This window comes from Butyricimonas paravirosa (assembly GCF_032878955.1).
Taxonomy (GTDB): domain Bacteria; phylum Bacteroidota; class Bacteroidia; order Bacteroidales; family Marinifilaceae; genus Butyricimonas; species Butyricimonas paravirosa.
The window spans coordinates 1,016,478-1,040,259 of the sequence record NZ_CP043839.1; the positions used below are offsets into that span (position 1 = coordinate 1,016,478).

Genomic DNA, 23,782 nt, shown 5'->3' on the forward strand with positions numbered 1-23,782 from the left:
TCTATAAACAGAGGGAGAGTTGAAATACTCTCTGTCTTCGGGAAGAGTCTCCAGCTCCTCCTCTGTTTATAGAGGAGGTGGCCGAAGGCCGGAGGAGTTCAATCTAAAATCATTAAATCTAAAATTCAAAATCACTCCGCTTTTATCCTGAATATCAAACAATACGTCACGGGCAACACCACGATAGTCAACAAACTGGCTACCAGCAAGCCCCCCATGATACAAGCTGCCATGCCGCCAAACATAGCGTCGAACAACAGGGGCAGCATACCCAATATCGTCGTACCCGAAGCCATTGCCACCGGAACGATTCTTGACTTCGTGGCCTGCAACACAGCATCCAGCGGGGCCAACCCGTTCTCCTGTTCGATACCGATTTGGTCTACCAGCACAATCGCATTCTTGATATTCATCCCCACCAATCCCAACACGCCCAGTAAAGCGAAAAAGTCGAACATTTTCCCCATCACCAGCAAGCCGAAGACCACCCCGATAAAAATCAACGGCACCATCAGCAATATAATAGTCGGTTTCCGGTAGGTTCTAAAAAGTAATAGCAACACGATAAACATCAAGATAAACGTCAACGGCATATTGGCAGCCAAAGCCTCGTTGGACTCCACCTGACTCTCGTCCTCCCCGAATATTTTCATCCGGTAGCCTTCCGGCATATCCATACTTTTCACCTTGTTCCACACTTCCGAGAAAGCCGCTTTCGTATTCGCACCCCGTTTGGGATCACATTGCGCCATCATCACCCGGTCCCGGTTATACCGTTTGATCACGTTATAATGATAATCGTAGGCAAAACTATCCACCACCTGCGCCAAAGGCACCGTGAACCCCTGCGTGGCAAACACGGGCAGCGTCTTCATGTTATCCAGATTCTTACTATCAAACCCATCCTCTTTCAGCAATATCGGCATAAACAAATCCTTCTCTCGGAAATCCCCGATAGCCAACCCGTTCGTGGCAATCTTCAAGGCGTAAGCCACCGACTGGCGAGTAATCCCGAGACGTTGTCCTCGTTCCTGCGAGTAGGCCGGTTCCCAAACGGGAACTTGATTTCCCCAACTACTTCTAACATCCGTCACCATATCACATTCTCGCATGATATTCATCGCCCGCTCCGTCAAGGCAGCAAGCGTGTCGATATTCTCCCCGATAAAACCGATCTCGATGGCGGCCTCCACCGCCGGGGACAACTTGAACAAAGAGGAACGGATCAACATATCCGGGTAATTCTCCCGCACGTAAGTATTCAAACGCTCCTCCACGATCGGAGATTGTTCCTTTTTTTCCACCTCGATCAACAGATTTCCGAAGTTCGCTTTTGGCCCGAAAGACGTGCTTGCCAGATAATAGCGCAAGGGCGATCCCCCAATCGTTACCGACACGTTCACCACCTCATCCTGCTCCAGCAAATAAGCCTCAATATCCGACATCATATCCTCCGATTCCCGAATACTGAACCCTTCCGGCAAGAAACAATCTGCCCGGAAATAAGGTTTATCCATACTCGGGAAAAAATTTTGTGGCATAATCCCCATGATATACATGGACACCAAGAACAAACAGACCACCGAGACAATCGTGATCACCTTATGCTTGATCAATCCCCGTAACACGGAAACAAACCTGCGGTAGAACTTCGTATCGTAAGGATCTTTACTCGAATCTCCGAAATTCTCCTTCAGTATAAAATTACCGAACACGGTCGTCTGCGTCAACGCCAGAATCCAACTCAATCCCAGCGAAACCGCCAGCACGATAAATAACGGTTTTACCATCTCCGCCACGGAAGAAGGCGCCAAGTACAAGGGTAAAAAAGAAAATATAGCAATCAGCGTGGCCCCCAACAATCCCCACTGCGGGACGGTGGCTCCCCTGATCAAAGCATCCCGCCGACGCATACCCTTCTTAATCAATATCTGGGCATTATCCGTCACCACGATGGCATTATCCACCAGCATGCCCATTGCTATAATAAAGGCTGCCAGCGACGTCCGGTTCAACCCGACTCCCATAAACTGCATAATCAGCATCGTACCACCGATCGAGAAAATCAACGAGGAACCAATCAATAACCCGGCGCGGGTACCCATTACCAGCAAAATAATAAAGATCACGATCACCACGGACTCCACCAGATTCAACAGAAAACCATTGTTTGCCTCCCGTGCAATCTCGTTCTCCGGGTAAAGAGTCACGAGTTCGATTCCCACGGGCATCAACTCCTCCAACTGGCTCAATCGCTCCTTCACCTTATCCCCCGTCTTCACCACGTCACGCTCCGGATCGGTCGAGATACCGATGCCGATAGCCCGTTTACCATTCACCCGCATCAAACTGCTTGGCGGGTCCATGTACCCCTTTTCAATCGTGGTAATATCCCCCAGTCGTACCTGTTGTCCCGTCTGGGTCACGATCAACTGGTTGCGAATATCATCCAGCGTTTTGTACGTCCCGTCGGCCAATATCTTCAATTCCAAATTTCCCGCCCGTTTCTCTCCCGTGTTAATCAGAGAATTCTGCGACTTGATCGTCTGTATCAAAGAGTTCAGATCAATCCCCGAATTCGCCAACTTCGACATGGAGATAAACACGTTCACCACCTCCGTCTGTTCACCGTACAAGGCCACCTTCTGCACCCCGTCCACGGAAACAAGCTGAGTCTTCAATTTCTGTCCCCACTCCCGCAAATCGTGATAAGAAAAGCCCTCCCCGGCCGTCAACCCGTAGTATATCCCGAACACGTCACCGAAATCATCCGACACGCTGATCGTCGAAGCCCCCTGTGGCAGTGAAGGTTGTATATTCAGCACCTTACGCCGTAACTCGTCCCACATCTGGGGCATCTCCTCCGGCGGTGTTGCCGGGCTCAACTCGATTTGTATTTTAGACATCCCGTAATAGGAATCCGATTTGATCTTGTGTACCCGCCGCATGGATTGAATTTCCCGTTCGATCGGCTCCGTGATTAACTGCTCGACCTCATTAGGGGTAGCCCCCGGGTATCTCGTTATAATGACCGCCGTTTTAATCACGAAAGGCGAATCCTCCTTTTTCCCCAGCAGATCGAAAGATAAAACTCCCCCGACTAACAATATGGCCAAAAAGAAATAAACCACCTTCGTGTTTTCCAGCGAATATTTAGCTATATTCATCATATCAAACTATTTAAGCAACTTCACCTTTTGACCTTCTGTTATATAATTCGCTCCCGCCACGACAATCGTGTCCTCGTTCGAGAGTCCCTTCTGCACCATGATCTTATCATTCCCAAACAACTGTCCGATCTCCACGATCCGGCTAGTCACCGTTCCCGTCTTCGGGTCATACACCCAAACACACGTCTCGTTCGAAGTCGAGTTCTTGAACAACGCACTCATCGGCACGATATAACTATCCTCCACCGGAGTTTCAATCTTCAAATTTACTTTACAGGAAAAACCGGGATATATATTATGCTTATCCCTCGAAAACCGGGAATCATCTATCACCAATTTCACCGGAATACCCGTTCCGTCGGGCGAGGCATCAATAAATTCTTTCACTTTCGCCTTGAACCATATCCCCTTGTAGGTATCAAACTCCACGGTCACCGTCATGGGCGTACGAGTTAAGTCAACACTCGTCTCCGGCAATGTAAAACCAACCGCCAGCTTATTTGGGTTAACCAACTTGATAATCGACTCGCCCGGGTTCACCTTCTGGTAATTCTCTACGAATTTTTTCTCCACAAAACCGTCAAACGGGGCCCGCAGTTTTGTGTCTTCCAGCGTGTTCGCTGACGTCTCGTAAGCCGATTTACCTTTTATATAATTAGCCTCCGCAATTTCGTACTCCTGTTGTGAGATCGCCTGCATGGAAAGCAACCTTCTGTTCCGTTCCAACTGGGATTTAGCCGTTAAATAAGCCGCCTTATTCGCCTCGAACTGTAAGCGATAATCAAGCGGGTCAACCGCCGCAATCACCTGTCCTTTTTTCACTTTCTGCCCCTCATCCACGTTCATTGCGATCAACGGCCCGGACAACTTAAATGCCAGATTACTGTATTCTTCGGCCTCCACGACACCCGTATACAACTTATTGATAGCTCCCAAAGACTCGACATTTACCACTCTCACAGGACGTACAATATCCTGATACGTGTTATCCTTTTTCCCTTTGCAGCCACTCCACAAAAGAGTCACCGCAATATAAACCATCCATTTAAATCCCATAAAACAAACCTTCTTATTTATTACAAATTATTCTCATTCCATTGCTCAGCTAAATAGCAATGAATATGCCATATTTACATTTTAAACAAATAACTTTATAATTAGAGTTTTCCCCCCTCGACCTGATACGCCCCCTAACCATCTATTGATCACTTAATCTGACTCGTATACGGGAATAAAATGATAAAGTTTTCCATGACATGAACCGTCGAGGAAAACTTTATCATTTAGAATATATTTTTCTACTTCCGTCACTACGACACCTTGTAACGTCACCATAAGTAAAAGCGTACCATATTGAAACAAGTGGGCTGCATGTATCGACCGATTCCACACTGCTCGTAATACATTATTACGCTAGTGTTCTGCCTAGGTTTCTCCGTGGTTCCTCCATGCTTTCTCCGTGTCACTTGCGAGCAAACAACATGGAAAATACACGTGAACTCTGCATAAATCCTCTCGTATCATTAGCGCAACATACAACGAAGACCAAACCGGAGTGGGAGAGAAATAGGAAAATACAAATTCCTGTTTCCCAAAGACCAGGCAACGCACGAATGCATAAACCTCGTCTTTGAGAAACAGGAATATAATTAATTATCTGGGAATACTCTTTCCCGGGTCACTTCACTAACCCTGCCGTCCGCAGACGGATCTCGGTCAAAATCTTTTTCGTGTATAAGGGGAACTCCCCGTTCAACATCCACGCAAAATAACCGGGTTGCTCTTTCAGTACTTTCACCACGGGAACCCCTTTGTTCTTCCCGAAATTAAATACCTCCACCCCTTCTTCATTGTAAATGATAAATCCGGCAAAATCCGCCGTGTTATTCTGTGTTGAGAACTTGCTTAGGAAAGCGATGTCGTTCTCCAGCGTGTCATTATAACGATCCAGCTGGGCTTTCAGCACCTCGTAAGTGGCCGTCGTATCGGCAGCAGCCGTGTGGGCATCTTCCAAGTTCTTGTTACAATAAAAACGATATGCCGCACTTAACGTACGCTGTTCCATCTTGTGGAAAATTGTCTGCACGTCCACGAACTTCCGTTTCCGCATATCGAAATCCACATCTACACGCAAAAATTCCTCCGCCAGTAATGGAATATCAAAACGATTCGAATTATATCCCCCCAAATCACACCCCTCGATATAACGTGCCAAATCCTTGGCAATCTCCTTAAACGTTGGACAATCTTTCACGTCATCATCATAAATTCCGTGGATTGCAGACGCCTGTTCCGGTATATGCATTTCCGGATTCACCCGGATCGTTTTCTGTTCCTCTTTCCCGTTCGGCATCACTTTCAAAACAGAAATCTCCACGATCTTGTCCTTCGCAATATTAATACCCGTTGTCTCCAAATCAAAGAACACAATCGGGTTGGTTAATTTTAATTCCAAAACTTACTAATTTTAGATTGAATGATTTTAGAGCTGAGCAATTAAGTGATTTAATGATTTTCGATGAAGTGATTTTAATCACCCAATCATCGAATCGGCAATCACGGAATCTTTTTCACTCTAAATTTTAAATTCGGTTTAATCAGTAAGGCGAAATTCGCCTTACTGATTAAACCATCATCGGCATCAATAACATCAACAAATCCTCATTCTCGTTATCGCTCTCGAAAGGCAAGAACAATCCCGGACGACTTGGATCGGATAATTCCAATACCAAAGATTCCGTGTTGAGATTAGATAATATCTCTTGTACGAAAGGAGACTTGAACCCGATGGCCATCTCTTCTCCCTCGTACTGGCAAGTAATCGTTTCGTGTCCTGACATGGCATAATCCACGTCCTGAGCAGAAATCACGATCGTTCCGTTACTCAAATCAAACTTCACCAGGTTACTAGCTTGGTTTGCCATCACGGAAACCCGTCTTAATGAATTATACAACTCCTTTTTCTCGATAATGATCTTTTTCGGGTTATTCTGCGGGATCACGGAATTGTAGTTCGGGAAACGTCCCTCCACCAGCGTACAAACCATCTTGTAATTTCCGAAAGTGAAACAAGCCATTTTCTCGTTGAATTGCAAACGCAACTCGCTATCATCCTTCGGTAATATATTCTTCAACAACAAAGACGGTTTCTTCGGCAGGATCAACGCGAACTGATCCCCGTCCGTCTTGGCGTCAAAACGTTTGTAACGTACCAGCTTGTGAGCATCCGAAGCCACGAACGTGAAATTCTCCGGTCCCATCTCCATCAGGATACAGTTCATCACCGGACGCAAATCATCATTTGCCGTGGCAAAAACCGTACGGGTAATCCCCTCCAACAACATACCGCAATTCGTTGCAATCGTATTCACACTCTCGTCCATTCCGGATTGTACCGGGTAATCCTCGGCACTCTCTCCCGGCACGGAAAACTCTCCCTTATCCGAGATTATCTTTACCTCGTTCGTCCCCGTGTTAATATCAAACGTCAAGGGTTGTTCCGGAAACTCTTTCAAAATATCCAGCAACAACTTCGCCGGGATCGTGATACTTCCCGGAGTTTCCAGGTTATCCAACTCGATCTTGGCCTCCATGGTCGTTTCTTTGTCGGATGCCGTGGCGTACAACGTATCGTCCTTGGCTACCAACAAAATATTATCCAGAATCGGTTGCGCAGGTTTTCCACTAATCACCTTACTCACGGCCTGCAACCGCATCAAAAAACTACTACTTGATACAACGAATTTCATATCTGTTCTTTATAATTTTTATCCATTTATCGTATTTTCCACCTCTTCCACGGTAATCGGCGCCCGACGGTCACCCATACATTTACACCCGTTCTCCGTGATCAAAATATCATCTTCCAGACGGATTCCACCGAAGTCCTTGTACGTCTCGATCTTGTCATATACCAAGAATTCCTTGTGCAATCCTTGTTCTCTCCACTGGTCGATCAAAGCGGGGATGAAATAACAACCCGGCTCATCGGTAACCACGAATCCCGGTTGCAACTTACGTCCCATACGCAAGGAAGAAGTACCGAACTGATCAATCGGACGAGTCTCGTCGTCATAACCCACGTAGATTTGTCCCAAATCCTCCATGTCATGCACGTCAAGTCCCATCATGTGACCCAAACCGTGAGGCATGAATAACGCGTGAGCCCCGGCTGCCACGGCAGCATTCACATCGCCTTTCATCAAGCCAAGGTCTTTCAATCCTTGAGCCAGAATCTTGCATACTTCCAGATGCACGTACTGGTACGTCACTCCCGGACGGGCAATCTCCATCGCCTTGTTGTTACAAGCCAATACAATATTATATACATCCTTCTGACGTTGATCGAAACGTCCTCCCACCGGAACCGTACGGGTAAAATCGGAACAATAATTCATATTATTCTCCGCCCCGGCATCCGTCAGCATCATACGTCCCACGGTCAATGTCTTGCTATGATCGTGATTATGCAACGTCTCTCCATTCTGGGAAAGGATCACGGGGAAAGAAACCAGACTTCCGTAAGAGGCGGCAATTCCCTCGATCAACCCGGCAATATATTGCTCTTTCTGTCCCGGCAACGCGTGTTTCATAGCAGCCACGTGCATCTCGTAACCAATATTACAAGCCAAGTTAATTTGCTCGATCTCGCAAGCCTCCTTCACGGAACGCAATGCCACCACGGCCTTGATCAATTCCAAAGAAGAATAATTCTTAATCAGCGAGTGATGAATACCCAACAAATCCTCCAACAATAACATGTTGTGATAACGATAAGGCGGTAAGAAATGAATCTTGCGTCCCTGGCTGATGGCCTCTTTCAAAGCCTCGGCCAATTTACCGAAAGGAGCGGAACAAGTCACACCCACGCTGGCAGCCAAATCCTTCACGCTCGGTTGCGGTCCCATCCAAATAATATCGTCCATGTCCACGTCGTTTCCGTACAGACAAACGTCCCCGGAATCCACGTCCATCAACCCGGCAAACCCGGGCATGTTCAAACCAAAGAAATAAAGGAAAGAACTATCCTGACGGAATTTATACGTGTTAGACGGATAATTTGCAGGAGCTTCCTCATTACCCAGTATCAATACCAAGCCGCCACTCATCTTGTCGATAAGTTGCTTTCTTCTATTTACATACACGCTTTTATCAAACATATTTATTATTTATTTAATGATTAATTTTCCTTGTCAAAATGAGTTGACAAGGTATAAATTTTTTTTCAATGTAACAATTCAAAATTCCATTTTAATACGAAGAACAGGAATAAAAAACGGAAAGTTTTTCCCCATTTTAACATACTACATAATTTCACTTAGATATGCTATTCACAAGTTCCAACACTCACGAAATACATCATATTGACCGAACTTACAGGAAACAAAAAGAAGGCGTTCAAAAATCAGATTTTATACCTGAATATTTTGAACAACCTTCTAAACACATTAAATAAGGGTAACCAATTTTCTTTCCGGGCTTTCCGCCCAAACATTATAGCACCTTTCCTATTTCGTTTTATCTAACGCATTTTTAATCTTATATAACAAATACTCGTAGTGCATTTTTGTATCTCCCGAACTCTTCACCACGGCGTCTTTCAATAAATCCTGCACACGGAATAACATAGCGAAATAATGTTCCGCCGGCATCGCCTCTTTTTTAGCAACACCATGCGGCAAAACACGAAAATCACATGATCCGGTTTCCGTAGAGAGAGAGAATGGCTGTGTCCCGTGCCGATATACGAAAGTCTGCAAATCCGTCATGTTCATCAACGGATTCTTCCCCTGTAAAATTTCCGGTTTCTCTCCCGCAAAAGCCATAGGTGCGGCAGCCATGAACCCTCCTTGCACGGTTGAGGCATCATTGACGATTACCAGGAATTGTTTCTGTCGTAACATCTCCGTGCTTGTCAGTTTCCGATTCTTCAATGTTCCTTCCCACACATCCCGGTAAATATCATCCATACATTCTTCCACCGTGTATTCACTCCCTTTTTCAGCCGTGAAAGCAATTGCATTCAACCGCCCGAATAACGTGGGCAATATTCTGTTGGCTACTTCATATTTTGCGGGGTTACTGACTTCCAATTCCCGTTCAATCCTCTCGTTCGAAAGCCAGGATAAATTCTTCTCCAAATCCAAGAAATACCGGACAATTGCTTTTTGCCTTTCACGAGGTACCACGCTAAAAGAAGGAATATCCTCGGTAGCATACGTATTCTCCTGGTATACCCCTCCCAGATTTGTAGCCAACGCCATCAAACGTTGCTGGCAAACCTGAACCATATTTTTATAATAAAGCGTCCGCTTGGCATAATCCGCATCATCTTCTCCGAACCAATCCATGAATCCTCCCGTCAGACGTTTCATGTTTTCAAAAAAGTAACGTGTTGTTTTCAACGGATCATCTCCTAAATCCTGAGCATTGCTGGACGGATCATAAAACTGAGACATCAGATGCCCGAACTTGAGATACGGGTTTCGGCGTCCTTCTCGTATCCAACGATCCAACACATCGACTTCATCCTCGAATGAAGTAGCCTCCGGAATAGGCTGATACAGCCATTTGATGGTATAAAAATCACATTCGCCCAAGCGTTTTTGTGACATACAAACCCCTCTCCTCACGTCCTCGGGTTGCGCCACGTAATTAAACGGCAGATTATCCATAACAGAAGGACTCAAACCGTATTTCCGCGTGAAAGAAGGGGAACGCAAAGAGTCCGTGGGGTAAGCACTGGAGGCCTTCAAATTGGTCTCCAATCCCAAATTGATCCCGGCAACCTGCATCAAAGCTCCCCGCAACATATCGTTTATCTCTTCCTGAGAGAATTGATTTTTCCGTATATTCGGATCTGCCCCGCTTGTAAATAAGATTTCCATTGTTTTCTGCATACTGAAAAAACCATCGAACAAGCAAAGAGAGGCATTCAAAATTTCGCCGGTACGCGTATCAAAGTGCATGGTAGGTGCTACGGTCAACCAACCGGGAGCATAGCGAATTGTCGAGTACTCGATATTATTCGCGTCAAAATCCGGATTGTCTTTCGGAAAATCGACTACACGAATCACGTTTTTAAAACCAATTCGCTCAAAAGCAACATTCCATGCCTCGAATGCATCCTTTATCGCGGGACGCCATTCTTTCGGCATCAAGGAATCCACGTAAAACACGATAGGTTTCTTCACCTCAACCAACTCTCCCCGGCGGTGTGCAGCCTCATCCACCGGTTCCAACCTCCAGCGTCGGGTCAAATAAACGTTATCCATCCCATGTTTCCCGCTCTTGATTCGTCCTTTTGTCCAAAAAGAAGTACCCACGCGGGAATCTGCTATCCGGGGACGCATCGGTTCCTCCGGCAATAAAACCAACATTTTGTTCACTGTCACCGATAAAGGCTGATCCGCCTCTCCGACCTTCCCTCCCATCATGGTTCCATTCGCCACGAAATCCAAATTACAGGTAACCGTGATATTCCGATCAAAGGCACGGACTTTCGCTATACTTGCCCACTCGCTCTTCAATTCAAATTGTCGGGCAATATAGCCCATGAAAGCATTCATACTTTGCGGATGGAAAGGAGTCGTATATCTGGAATTTTCCAAAAACAAGGGAGTCATATCCACCACAATGGCATCCCGTTCTGGCGTGTAAGCCAACACATTGAGCATCATGTGAACCCCTCCTTTATTAGAATTCTCTAGCACCGATTCCATGTTATTCTCCCCCGAAAAATTTATCGGACGCCCAAGCAAATCCATTTGGGCTAAAAGAACCGAATCCTTTTGTACAAAACGAAACGGTATCTGGTAACCACCGAATTGCCCCACGGCACCATCACCGTGATCACTCGTCCTCTCGATGGAAGAAAGGAGCAACATATCCTTATTCTGCAAGGATAAAGGGAACTCTACATACACTTTCCCATCCACCTTATGAACTGTCATTATTCCTTTAGCAGTCTCAACCTTCTTTCCCTCGAAAAGTTTCTGATAAGGGGTCAACGATTCCGTTTTTTTCTCTTCTTTAGCGATTTCTTTCCCGCTTTTTTTCTTCTTCCTTGCCTCCGCCTGAGTCGATATTCCGAGCAAAAAGAAAGCGAGGAAACAGAGATATAATATATTTCTCATAATCTATTATTTAATAATATTCAAACCTACTTCAACGCTTTATCCAATTTATGTAATAACAACCGATAATGCTGGCGTGTATCCGTCGATCCGCTATTCAGTTGACTTTTCACCAAAGATTGTAATTGTTTCAACATATCGAAATACAAATAATCCACCGGGGTCGGAATCACCTGCGGATTAAGATTCACCCGGAAATCGAACCCCATCACTTCTGATGCATCAGCTCGCATTGCGAGCTCCATATTCGTGTATGCACCGAGCATCTCCATCGGAAGAACTCCATACGTTTGCCGGCTCTTCTGTTTCACCTCTTCCGGAATCTCAATCATATTCGACAAGGCGGTCAATCCCCCCATCCCTCCGGCTCTAGCAATATCGGCAGCCATAACAAAACTTCCCAGTAACGCATTCTGCATTCTTTTCTGGGCCACGGTCAACGTCCGTCCTTGACGTGTCGGGGCAAAAACATGATCTGCCATATCCTTTAAAAACTCCTGAGGGGTATATGGACGTTTACTATCATCCTTATCCGCACTCAAGGCAACAAAAGCGGTCTTATACATCAACGCCTTAAACACCATGGGTTCCAACACATCCGAGATATTGTTTCTCACCGCCATTTTCTGCTGTAAGTCAGTTACGTTCAACCAGTTCATATTCTCCAACTCGTTCAACACGAATTTCAATGACTGTCTCTGTCTTTCCCGGGGTACAACCGAATAACTCGGGAGTTGATCCCCATCATAACGTTCGCTCAGGTAAAGACCTCCGATATTCGCCAGCACGTTGTTCAGATAACGGATATACTGGTAAATCACTTCATTATACATGTTATCCTGAAAGGTGAAATCCGGATCGTCTTTCCCTACCCATGTATTCATATTCGCTAACACATATTTCAAATTCTTTATCCCGTACGTGGAAGATTTCACCGGATCATCCCCCAAATCCTCTTCTACCGAACTCGGGTCAAACCTCGAAAATATCTGTTGCTTTCCGTACCGATATATGGGGTCTCCGGACTTCTCCGTGATCCATTCCCTTAATATCGGCAACTCATCCCGGGATGTTTTTACATCTAGCAGAGGAGTGTACAACCATTTAATCGTAAAATAATCATACAGTCCCAAATCCGGTGGGGTCAATCTCACGCCTCTCTCCTTATCACCGGGTTGCGCCACGTAATTATTCCGAGCATAATCCATGATTGAATACGTTGTCCCTACCCTTTGCGTGAAGGAAGGTGAACGCAACGAATCGGTCGGAATCGCCGCAGATGCAGCCATATTGTGCATCAACGAAAGGCAATGCCCGATCTCGTGGCTCACCACGTAACGGATACATTCTCCCGTGGTCTTCTCGTCCAATACGGTTTTACGTACATCCGGATCGGCAGGTGACGTCTGCAAGAAACGCCAGTTCTGTACTAATTGTACCATATTGTGATACAGGTACACGGAAGCATTCAACACCTCTCCCGTGCGCGGATCTGTCCACGAAGGTCCCATTGCATTCTGTACGGGCGATGGAGAATAACGCACACACGAGTATTTCAAGTTATCGGGATCAAACTCCGGATCATCCTTCGGGAAGTCCCGGGCAACAATAGCATTCTTGAAACCGATTTCCTCGAAAGCCCTTTGCCACATCTCGATTCCTTCCTTAATATACTCCTTCCAAAATTCCGGGAAAGCGTTATCCACGTAAAAAACAATCTGCTTTTTGGGTTCCACCAACTTTCCCGCCCGGAATGCCGCCTCGTCAGAAGGCTCCAAACGCCAACGACGCGCACAATACAAAGGGGTCAACCCATGCTCTTTCTCAATATTATAGTACCCTTGATAAAATATCCCGATACGCGGATCGGCAATACGCGGTCTCATCTGTTCTTCCGGCAAAAGAATAAAACTATACGTCATCACCGTGGAAAAGGGCAACTTGTACATATAATACTGCTGTTTATCCCGCACGTCAACTTCATAAGTCAGCATCGTCTGCAAACTGGCGTTATCTTCAAAAGCCTTTACCTTAGCGAACTGAGATTTATCCTTTTTAAACATCTTTGTGATCGTCCTCTGTCCATTACCCGTGATCGGGGCATAAGGAGAGAATGGCGGAAACAACGGATTGTCAGCCAAAAAGAAGTTGGTCACATCCATCACGACAGCCGTGCTATCCGGATTATATGCCAGTATCTTATTACTGAATATCGCAGCCGGACGGGTACTCTCTTTCAAACGCTCCGTCACGTTTTCCAATTCTGTTTTGTAAAGCGTATTTACCCGACCCAAATGAAGGGTTGAATCGACCTTAAAAAATGTCACCGCAAAAGGATCGCTCGGTTTTTCTCCCACACTACCGAATAAGTTATTCGTTGTTTCGGAAATCGTGGAACCCAACAACAGTTCACGTTCCAGCAATACCAACGGGATCTCGAAATAGATTTTGTTATCCGTCTTGTGTATGGTAAATAATCCCTTCACCGTTTCACAAGCCTTTCCCTTGAATAATTTCTGGTAAGGAGTTTCTTTAACCGTCGGTTTTGTAACTTCCGATTGCGTTGCCACTTTCTTTTTCTTTTTTCTCGCGAAAGCGTCGTTCTCGAACACGAGTACGAACGACACGATAAACAACAACGAGATCAAGAATGATTTGTTCATAATCTTTCAGTTTAAATTTTACATGCAATTTTAACACACTTTGCTTTTTACAAGCACAGAACATCCCAAGAGTTTCAAAATCAGTTTGAAACCCCTCTATTTTTTAAGTTCATCATTTATCAACTTGCGAGTTACAAGTTTACAGGCTACAAGCCCCAAAGCTTCAAGTTCAAATTCCAATTCCTCTTCTGTTTATAGAGGAGGTGGCGGCGAAGCCGATGGAGGAGTTTATTAATTTTAGATTTAACGATTGCAGATTTTAGATTCCCTCCGTACAAGGCTTACGCTTCTTTTCATTTTCAATTTTCAATCTTCAATTCTGCATTTCCAATTGTAAAAAAACTCCCTCCCCCCTTCGGGGTACTCCCTCTATAAACAGAGGGAGAGCTTAGTTACTCACCAGTTTCGGGAAAGAACTTTCATTCTAAATTCTAAATTTCTTTTAATATCTATTTCCTATCATCGAGGAGTAAGTTCCCCATTTCCAGACCATATTCTTAATATCACCTAAACCGGAGAGATGATGCAATATACCAACGGCCCCAGGATTCTCAGCCCCAAGTACATTTGTTGAAACGGCCTCGCACAAGTAAAAATTCCCGTTATCCAGCGTGATTCCCACTCGTGTTCCTTCTGCATCCTGTATAATTTGGGTGATATTCCCCGAACCGAAATCCGTGTACAATTTCACCTTTTTAGAGTTCACATCATAGAAATACAGTTTACTTCCTTCCCCGAAATAGAGGTAAGAGGAACGGCGCAACCGGAAGAATACCGTGTTATCGGAGATTAATTCACTTCCCGCAAAAATCTCTCTATTTGCCTCAGTAACCGAGAAATCCGCAGTATATCCCATCAATTTAAAATTCTGGTAAATATAATTCCCGGAACTTTCTTCCTTCAATATATTCACGAAACTTTTCCCGTTCGTGTAATCCCCGCAATAGATCAACTTGTATCCTTCCATATTCAGGATATTGACAAACTCCTCCGGTCGATAGGTATTCGTGATATTCAACATCTTACCGTTCCACATTCCACTGCTACTAAAACTATTGGCACAACCGACTATCCGATTTTTTAATTTGTCATGCATCAGTGTAAATTCGGCTTCGTAAATCCTCATGTCAACAAAATAGTCAATCACCGATCCTCCCGGGAAATAAAGCGGAACATCCATAAAAGAAGTCTCGTGAGCCAGCGACGAACCGTTTAGATTACTTCTCCAGTACACCTCTCCATCCTTGCCCAAAAGATAATCACAATAACCACCCCGAGCGAATGAAACCGGCTCAAAGCCGGACGGCAGCACCCCGCCCATGAAATCATCTTTCAAATTCATCATTTTAGAAAAGTCCGTTCCCTTCAGAATCTCCCCTTCACCCCTTTCATGAAAAACAATAACCTCATCACCGGAATAACTGACCGGATAAGTCGATACTCCCACCAGTGCATTAGAATTCAAGGGGGTTCCCGGGTGCAGTTCGTCGTAAATATTCACGAAATCCGTCCAGAAATACACCAACTGGTTACTCTCATTTCTACGGGAATCCCGCCGTATAAAAGTCAGACAGGGTTTCCCGTCCCGTTGGCTGGCAATCAACCAACCAGACGAGTATGGAGAGGAGACCCGGGCGCTAAAACTGAATCGTGTCGTAATACCCGTAGCTACTTCCCTAACATGTAAATAGAACGTGTACGACTTTGCCTCTCCCGGTACATATTCCAACACCCTTGACGTTCCCAGCGTATCGCCTTCCCAATTCTCTTTCCACACGTATTCAAATCCGGTAATCGTATCCCGATCGGGATATTTATATTGCATACTTACCGCTATCCGCACCGTATCCCCCAAGTACACGGCAGTATTTGATAACGATGGAATCAAAACCACCTCCTCGATTTTATTATAATCGACCAGATCATAATTCCCTTTATCTTCGTAGCAACCAATCGACAGGACACCGATCAGCAACAAAACAATTCTTATTATTGATTTCATAACGTACATCTTTTAATGTTATCCGGCAGATAATGCCACGTTCATTTCACTATTATCATCTTCCAGAACCGGAGTGTTCGCATCCTTTTTCTTCTTCAAATAATTCTTGAAGATTAATGTGTAGTAGCGACATTCATTCAAGTCATTCGGATTCATATCCAGAATACCCGTTTCCTGGATAAACAAACGATATTTCTTATCGGAATACGTACCCAAGAAATAGTAATCTATTATTGCATTCCACCAGTCGGGTTTCGTCACGACATCGGATACATTGATAATATTTCCCCGGTGTTCGATTTGCCCTAGGGTAAAACCATCTGTTTCCGCCAACCGGATAGTCAGTCGCCGGGGTTTCTCCTTCAATTCCGGGGAATTCTTGAATACAATCCACACCGTGTCTTTCACCGTCCTCGCCTTCATCACAAAACGTTCGGGTAAATCATAATTACCGGCTGATACGGTCGTGAATTCATCTATCACTTCCACTTTATACTCCCGGTCTTGCGCGGAAGTAAGTCCCACGACCTCCACGACAACCGGAAAACGCAACTGCTCCACGTCGGGACAAGGCAGAAATGTACAAAGCGAAGAATCCGCCAGATTCCGTTCAAACTGGATATAGTCGACAGCATGATACGTCATGATATCATCCCTCTGGCACGCCGCCGCAACCCACAGTAACAATACGACAAACAAGTATAATTTTTTCATAACATTCAAATTTATAATTGATAAGACACCTCACTCTGGGGTAAAGGAATCGTCCATTTATTCGCATCCATCACGATGTCGGACATCCCGTTGTAAATATTTCGCCCCCATCTTTTGAACAGGAAGAACGTCTGCCCGGAAGTCAACGTTTCCCGGACAATATCTTTCATCAGTATCTCCTTCAAACTATCCGGATCTATCGTTGTAGCGATCCAGGATTTGACTCCCCGATTCTCCCGCAAGGTATTCAACAAACCTACCGCACCGTTCACGTTCCCTTGGTTCATCAGGCACTCTGCCATAATGTGATACATTTCCGGGAAACTGATCACCGGGAGCAAAGGTCCTTGCTGGTTTCGTACCTCATCCGCCAGATAAGAAGTTCCGGTCGGTCTGATCCATGTCAGATAACGCCCGTTTCCATACCAGTCATACCATCCGACCAATCGGAAATCATCCTCATCATCCTGAAACAAATCGGCCATATTCTTCATCCGGAAATAATAAGACGTGTTACCTAGCGACGCCTCCCAATTGTCATAGTTTTTCGTATTATAGAAACACAACAGGATTTCCTCCGGTCGTTTCGGGTGAATATATTCAACATCTGCAATATCGCCCTGGTAGAACGAGTCAGTCCATTGAAACCATCTTCCCAAATGCATCTGGTAAACGATATTCGCATTCTCGTATGCTTTCGTCTCGTTCCCCCGGTACATATAGATCCGTGCCAACAGTCCCGCGGCACTCCAGAAGTTCATGCGGGTACCCCGGCAAGCGAAGAAATTATTCACGGCGGAACTTTCCAATTGCGTCCGACCGGAAAAAGTCTTATTCCATGACACACAGAAAACCGTATCACACACCGCCAGCAAGCCCTTTGCCCGCTCCATATCTCCCACGATCAAATCCAACACCTCGTCGGCATCCCGGTGTACCGGTTGGTGATCCGGGTAATCCCTAGAATAAGGGATCGTTTTGCCCTTGTACCCTTTCACGGGAGCCGGAGCAAAGAGGCGGTACACCTCAAAATGCAACAATGCCCTCACGCCGTACATCTCTCCCAGCACCATATTTTTCTCCACCTCGCCGTACTCGAAAAAAGTAGAATCTTTCTTCTCTACCTGCCGTATGATATTGTTACAAGAGGCAATAATATTATACGCTTTTTTCCATATACTTTCCGTTATGGGTTCCACGTAACTGGATTCCCAGTTAAATTGAGCAATCGCATTCAGATCCAGAGGCATATACATCTCGTCATAATTATGCCCGATAATACTGCTGAACCCCCACGTCAGGTTTTTCCCGTAAAGATCCGTGGATGACAGGGCATTATATATCCCGTTCACGCTCATCCGCACGCCTTTATAATTCTCGAACATCTCATCCTCGACGACCTCGTTATCCGAAGATACATCCAGAAAATTATCGCACGAGACGAGTAAAAATAAAGACCAAAATATCGATATCCATATCTTCCTCATAATTCCTGTATTTAAAAACTTGTAGTTAGTTTAAAGTTAAAAGTCCGGGCGAACGGGTAACTCAACCCCATTTCCCGTTTCACCGTTGAAATGGTGGCAATATCCTCCATGTTGAACTGCAACGATAGTGTTTTCAACCCGAAACGGGCAATCAATTGCGGATCAAAGTCATACCCGACCGTCAATGACTGGAACGTGACGAAATTATTCTTCTGCACGAACCGGGAAGTCGGACGAGTGATATAATACCTGTCCTGAAGAGCCTTCAAGGGTGTCACGTCGTCGATCTTCTGCCAGCGGTCGGTCATCACCCGTTTGTCCACATTATACTGGCTCACGTTCGCATTCTCCACGTTCGATGCCAGCGTGTGGTTGTACGTGTCACCTCCGAACTCGTAGCGGAACGCCGTATTCACGTAGAACCCCTTATATCTGACGTCGAAACCGAAACTCCCGTTTGCCCAAGGATCGGCATCCCCGATCGGCTGTTGTTCGGCAGCTTCCCACTCCTGCGTGATCGTGCCGTTCCGTCTCTGGTAAACTTCTTTCCCGTTTGCGGGATTAATACCCAAAGACTTCATGCCGTAAATCGTGTTCAGAGAAGCTCCTTCCTCGTATTTCATCACCGGGGTTCCCAAACTTGCATTTTTCTCGTACTCGCTGGTTAAGATAGACCCTATCGAGTGACTCACGTACACGTACTTATCAAAATGCTCGTTTACCCGTTCGTTATACCGTTTCAAGGATTCCGAAATCTTCAATATCTTGTTCTTGTTATGGGCTATATTCCCGAAAACACGGACATCCAGATCCGAACGCCTCATGACATACCACTGCACGTCAGCATCAAATCCCCGGTTCTCAACCTCCCCGATATTATCTTTATACGTCGAGAATCCCGACGAGGAAGGCATAGATACATCCGTCACCAAATCCCGGGTACGTTTATTGTACACCTCGAAATCCACCAACACCCTCCCCTGTAAGAATTGTATCTCCGTCCCCACGTTCCACGACAACTGTTTCTCCCATGTCAGGTTATTATTCCCCATGTACATCAACTCGGCACCGATGCCCGTCGTGTACCACTCTTCAAGCAATACCCGATACGTGTGTTTTGCCATATAAGGACTGAAATTCACTTTTCCCGTTTCCCCGACATTCCCTTTCAGTTTAAACAATGAAATGAAAGGCAAATAATTATTCCAGAACTCGTAATTATGCAAGTTTATCCCGGCACCCACAGACCAGAAAGGAGCCCATTTCTTCTCGCTCCCGAATTCCGATGATCCGTCAAAACGGTAGGAGACGTCGAACAGGTAAATATTGTTCAAACTATAATTCACCGAGAAGAATCCCCCGAACAGGCGGGTCTTGTTATCTGTCCACGTAGGCTTCGTCACAATCTCGTGGGCATACGAGGGGGAATGTCTGTCCGCATCCGGGAATCCGCGATAGTGAGACGACATATATTTAGCATTCGTCGACGTGGCATTAATACCGACGGTCGCATTCACGTTATGCACCCCAAACGTACGATTGTACGAGGTAAACAGGTTCATATTCCACCTGTTAGTCTTCGTCTCCGTCAACATTAAATCGCCTAGTTGGGCGTAAGTCAGGTCTTTATTTTTATAAGTAGTTGACTCCGGGTCAGTGAATACCGATGTATCATCAACCTTCGAACTCAACGCAAATTGCCCTTTCACGAGCCAATAATGATTCACGTACCAGTTCAACGACAAATTATTGGTTAAATTCGTGTAGCGATTCCGGTCGAAACTTCCAAGTCGAGCCTCGAACAAAGGATTATTCGCCATTTGCTGGTAGTTGCCCCATCCCTCAATTTCCTCAAGTAACTCGCCCGTTTCCTCGTCCCGCCAGGAAGAATACGGGTGCTTGCTCGTGTAATCCCGGAAAGAACCGTAAGGCGATTGCTGGGATTTCATCGTTTCGTAAGAAATCTGATTCCTTATCTGCAATCCTTTATAGCGGTAATCCAGTGTCAACCCCGCCCCGATATTATCGCGATAAGAGTCCTTCATCACACCGTTGTTAGAAGAATAACGCAAGTCCACGCTGAACCGGACATGTTCCGCTCCCCCGTCAACATAGACGCTATGAATTTGATTGAATTCCGTTTTCAGTGGCTTCGATAACCAATAATTATCAACACCCCTCAACACCCGGCCTTGCTTCTCAAGATACATACCCATCAATGCGTTTTTCTCCATCACCGGGTCACCATACCCCCAAGGTTCATACAAACCGGCCGCCCATTCTGCCGCCAACTTTTGACGCGCATTTGTCAGATTATAGCTACTCAGATCGGGAGCCGTCACGGCAAAGTTTCCGGAATAACGTACCTGCAAATCACCCGCTTTCGGGGCAACGGTCTCGATCACGATCACCCCATTGGATGCCCGCGAACCGTAAATAGCCGTGGCTGCCGCATCCTTCAATATCGTGATACTCTCGATACGGTTGATGTCGAAATCATAAATTTTCTCCACCCCCACTTCAAAACCATCCATGATAAAAAGAGGCAGGTTCGGATTATTCGTTAAGGCAAAACGAGATATATCCGTCGATCCCAACTGATCCAATTCCTTGACAGATGCCACCCCGGAACGTCCCCGCAGGTAAAATTCCGGCATGGTATTCGGATCGGAACCCCGTTCATTATTCTGTACCATACGTAACGACGGTTCGAACACCTGCAAAGCCCCAATCAGATTACGCCCGGATATTTTTAAAATATCCTCCCTGCTGACCCGCGTTGCCGAACCCGTAAAGCTGGACTTCCGTACGTTACCATAACCGGTTACCACGACATTATCCAAAGCGACCCTGTCCTCTTCCAGTACAACAATAAATTTCTGCTCCTTTTCCCACTTTGTAATCTGGAGTTCTTTCGGCAACATTCCGACAAAAGTAAATACTAGGGTCAAAGTATCAGGCGGTATCAAACGGAAATCAAATACACCATTCGCATCCGTAGACACCCCCGTTTTCGTTCCCTTGAACATGATCGTGACACCGGGTAATTCATTTCCCAATTTATCCCGGACAATACCTTTCACAATCACATGACTCTTTCTCACCGAGTCTTGGGCAACAATCACTTCCGAACGCACAACAATCAAGTCCCCTCGGAACTCGTATGTTAGATTTCTAGGTTTTAACACCTGTTCCAACAACTCATTCAATTGGACATTGGACACGTTCACGGTAACTTTTCCCTTCGAGGCCATCAAGTCATAATTGTAAAGAAAATCGTATCCGCTTTTGCGGGTGATCTCTTTAAAAACTTCTACTAATGAAGCATCCTCCATTTTCAGGTCGAGTACATTATTTTGCGAATAAACATTCGCAAATAGTGACATCGTACCCATCAAGATAAAAAACGTAATCTGTTTCATCATAAGCAACATTCTTCGTAACCACATTTTCCTACGAAAAGTAGCATAGATCCACTTTTTTTTCATAAATTTGTAACGTTTAGATAATTAAACATCTTCCTCATGCTAATTCTTGCAAGGCCTTAGCACGAGAGACAAACTACAAACTGGGAATAAAGGCTATTATTTCCAGTTTTTTTGTTCATAACAGTAACAGTTCTTTCCTTTATTTTAAAATCCACATCATGCGTTAATTTCAATGCATCCAGAAACTCCTGGATATTCCCGTAACGTTTCACCCGTCCGGAGTATCGCACTTCCCGGAGTGCATCATCCTCAAACAGAACATCCATATTATACCAACGAGCCAGCGTGTTCATCATATCATCCAACCGCTCCATCTCGAACATGTAGTACCCATCCTTCCACGAGGTATACAAACGAACATCTACTTCTCGCCTATCCAATACCCCGGATTGCCAATCATACACGGCCTGCTCACCCGGTTTCAACATCTCCGTCGGACAAGCACCCCCGCCGACTTCCACGCTACCTTCTACGAGCGTGGCGATCACCTCTCCCGTGTCTTCATAAGCTGTCACGTTGAACGAAGTTCCTAAAACCCGTACATCCAATCCTTTTTTCGTGACCACGATGAAAGGACGTTTGGCATCTTTCGCCACTTCAAAATATCCCTCCCCTTCTAAAACAACCCGTCGCTCTTCCGCCCCGAAAGCCACAGGATATACCAACCGGGAATCCGAATTAAGCCAAACGGCGGAACCATCGCCAAGAATCAGTTTGTATTCTCCCCCACGAGGTATTTCCAAAGTATTATATTTTATTTTTTCCGCCACGGGAAGAGTATCTCCAACCATGTACGCCAACACCTTATCCTCGTTACTTATCAAACCTCCGGTTTCCCTTAATCTTACATTCTTTCCCGCGTACAAGGGAACTTGTTCACCCGATGCCAATGTTAACAGCGCCTTGGCCTCTCCCATCCGTATTTCCGAGTTCTGAACGATATTGTCGGAAGGGAATAAAACATCTCGATAAAATCCAATTGATGCAGCAAATAACACGAACATGATACAAGCGGCATACCCAATGTACCGATAAACACGTAATTGGCGTTTACGCCTTCTTTTTGCCACTCCATCCAGATACTTTTCGTAAGCCATATCGATGTCTATTTTACTCTCGTTTCGATAAGCCCTGTAGTGTTTCTTTAATTTCAGATAAATTGCCCGATGTTCAGGTGATTCATTCATCCACCGTAACAATCTCTCTTCCTCGGCAATACCGAGAATTTCCCCATTTATAGCAGCAGAAATTATTTCCCAAATTTGATTTTCCATTTCGGTCTCATCTTGTTTACACTTACATGACACCAAAATGTAATTTTAATGTGACAAAGATTCCGCTTTTTTTAAAAGAAAAAGTACATCGGCATGTAAACAACAACATATCAACGAATTGACATCATTACAAATAGAATAGAAGTAAACGTCTTACCACTTAAAGTATCCCGCAGAGATTTGAAAGCCCGCGTCATCTGCGTACGTACCGTATTGATAGAAATACCCAACTTATCAGCTACTTCCTGATATTTCATATTTTCCAAACAACAAAGTGTAAAGATCAAACGACATTGCTCGGGTAAAAGATTTATAGCTTTCTGTATCTCTTCGCGTTCCTCCATTTCTTCAAGACTGAACCTGAAATCCTCTGTCTCCTCCACAACATAGTCCGAAAACTTAGCCATGCGCCGTTTATCATCCCTCAAATAATTTAAACATAGATTACGAACCGAACGATAAAGATAACCCTCCAAATCACTCGTCACATGATTATGTTTCTTTTCGTACCAGAAAGCAATAAAAAATTCCTGTATCACATCCTCAGCCGCACCACCATTCTTCAAGAATGTATTCGCATAGACGACCAAATTGGCATAATACAAATAAAACAGGTGCTTATACGCCTGCTCATCCCCATTTTTCAATCCATGTAATAAATCGGCTGTCACAAGAAATTATTTTCGTTAGTCCATCAATTTTTCAATATTAATCAAAAAAATGTATATTCACAAATATTCTACTCGATAATATAATTAGGTAGTGTCAACTCGGGACTGTCCCCAAAGTAACACAACAGTTATCTCATCGTTTTATATCCCTAATAATCTCCCGTTCTCCATCCCGTGG

At 45.1% G+C, this 23,782-nt stretch carries 13 protein-coding genes; all 13 read right to left on the minus strand.

Translation table 11 applies throughout. The features are described 5' to 3' along the window. Positions 1-131 precede the first annotated feature (131 nt). Positions 132-3,167: an efflux RND transporter permease subunit gene (locus F1644_RS04440; RefSeq protein ID WP_118301972.1), complete on the minus strand. Its 3,036-nt coding sequence runs from the start codon at positions 3,165-3,167 to the stop codon at positions 132-134. Positions 3,168-3,176: 9 nt separating this feature from the next. Then, positions 3,177-4,226 (minus strand): efflux RND transporter periplasmic adaptor subunit, encoded by a 1,050-nt coding sequence (locus tag F1644_RS04445; protein ID WP_229782466.1) that lies wholly within the window; start codon positions 4,224-4,226, stop codon positions 3,177-3,179. 622 nt (positions 4,227-4,848) lie between these two features. Beyond that, complete coding sequence (locus F1644_RS04450; RefSeq protein WP_027199774.1) at positions 4,849-5,625, minus strand: 3'-5' exonuclease; 777 nt, start codon at positions 5,623-5,625, stop codon at positions 4,849-4,851. A gap of 169 nt (positions 5,626-5,794) precedes the next feature. After that, on the minus strand, positions 5,795-6,919 hold the full coding sequence (gene dnaN / locus F1644_RS04455) for a DNA polymerase III subunit beta (RefSeq protein ID WP_087422168.1): 1,125 nt from the start codon (positions 6,917-6,919) through the stop codon (positions 5,795-5,797). A gap of 18 nt (positions 6,920-6,937) precedes the next feature. Beyond that, positions 6,938-8,329 carry an aminopeptidase P family protein gene (locus tag F1644_RS04460; RefSeq protein ID WP_118301971.1) on the minus strand — a complete coding sequence of 464 codons (1,392 nt, stop codon included), beginning with the start codon at positions 8,327-8,329 and terminating at the stop codon, positions 6,938-6,940. 348 nt (positions 8,330-8,677) lie between these two features. Then, on the minus strand, positions 8,678-11,305 hold the full coding sequence (locus F1644_RS04465; protein WP_118301970.1) for a zinc-dependent metalloprotease: 2,628 nt from the start codon (positions 11,303-11,305) through the stop codon (positions 8,678-8,680). 26 nt (positions 11,306-11,331) lie between these two features. Next, on the minus strand, positions 11,332-13,968 hold the full coding sequence (locus F1644_RS04470) for a zinc-dependent metalloprotease (protein WP_118301969.1): 2,637 nt from the start codon (positions 13,966-13,968) through the stop codon (positions 11,332-11,334). A 442-nt stretch (positions 13,969-14,410) separates the two neighbouring features. Beyond that, positions 14,411-15,970 (minus strand): PKD-like family lipoprotein, encoded by a 1,560-nt coding sequence (locus tag F1644_RS04475; protein WP_158571864.1) that lies wholly within the window; start codon positions 15,968-15,970, stop codon positions 14,411-14,413. Positions 15,971-15,988: 18 nt separating this feature from the next. Continuing rightward, positions 15,989-16,684, minus strand: a complete 696-nt coding sequence (locus F1644_RS04480) for a DUF4843 domain-containing protein (RefSeq protein ID WP_118301967.1) — start codon at positions 16,682-16,684, stop codon at positions 15,989-15,991. An 11-nt stretch (positions 16,685-16,695) separates the two neighbouring features. After that, positions 16,696-18,171 (minus strand): RagB/SusD family nutrient uptake outer membrane protein, encoded by a 1,476-nt coding sequence (locus tag F1644_RS04485; RefSeq protein WP_118301966.1) that lies wholly within the window; start codon positions 18,169-18,171, stop codon positions 16,696-16,698. An 11-nt stretch (positions 18,172-18,182) separates the two neighbouring features. Further along, positions 18,183-21,659 (minus strand): SusC/RagA family TonB-linked outer membrane protein, encoded by a 3,477-nt coding sequence (locus F1644_RS04490; protein ID WP_229782465.1) that lies wholly within the window; start codon positions 21,657-21,659, stop codon positions 18,183-18,185. Between the two features lie 56 nt (positions 21,660-21,715). Beyond that, complete coding sequence (locus F1644_RS04495; RefSeq protein ID WP_147344463.1) at positions 21,716-22,933, minus strand: FecR family protein; 1,218 nt, start codon at positions 22,931-22,933, stop codon at positions 21,716-21,718. A gap of 110 nt (positions 22,934-23,043) precedes the next feature. Further along, positions 23,044-23,604 (minus strand): RNA polymerase sigma factor, encoded by a 561-nt coding sequence (locus F1644_RS04500; RefSeq protein WP_118301964.1) that lies wholly within the window; start codon positions 23,602-23,604, stop codon positions 23,044-23,046. Between the last annotated feature and the right edge of the window lie 178 nt (positions 23,605-23,782).

Coding starts and splice junctions, on each gene's coding strand:
- F1644_RS04465 (WP_118301970.1), bottom strand. CDS start 11,305: ATGAGAAATATATTATATCTCTGTTTCCTCGCTTTCTTTTTGCTCGGA.
- F1644_RS04460 (WP_118301971.1), bottom strand. CDS start 8,329: ATGTTTGATAAAAGCGTGTATGTAAATAGAAGAAAGCAACTTATCGAC.
- F1644_RS04440 (WP_118301972.1), bottom strand. CDS start 3,167: ATGAATATAGCTAAATATTCGCTGGAAAACACGAAGGTGGTTTATTTC.
- F1644_RS04485 (WP_118301966.1), bottom strand. CDS start 18,171: ATGAGGAAGATATGGATATCGATATTTTGGTCTTTATTTTTACTCGTC.
- F1644_RS04495 (WP_147344463.1), bottom strand. CDS start 22,933: ATGGAAAATCAAATTTGGGAAATAATTTCTGCTGCTATAAATGGGGAA.
- dnaN (WP_087422168.1), bottom strand. CDS start 6,919: ATGAAATTCGTTGTATCAAGTAGTAGTTTTTTGATGCGGTTGCAGGCC.
- F1644_RS04475 (WP_158571864.1), bottom strand. CDS start 15,970: ATGAAATCAATAATAAGAATTGTTTTGTTGCTGATCGGTGTCCTGTCG.
- F1644_RS04490 (WP_229782465.1), bottom strand. CDS start 21,659: ATGAAAAAAAAGTGGATCTATGCTACTTTTCGTAGGAAAATGTGGTTA.
- F1644_RS04470 (WP_118301969.1), bottom strand. CDS start 13,968: ATGAACAAATCATTCTTGATCTCGTTGTTGTTTATCGTGTCGTTCGTA.
- F1644_RS04480 (WP_118301967.1), bottom strand. CDS start 16,684: ATGAAAAAATTATACTTGTTTGTCGTATTGTTACTGTGGGTTGCGGCG.
- F1644_RS04445 (WP_229782466.1), bottom strand. CDS start 4,226: ATGGGATTTAAATGGATGGTTTATATTGCGGTGACTCTTTTGTGGAGT.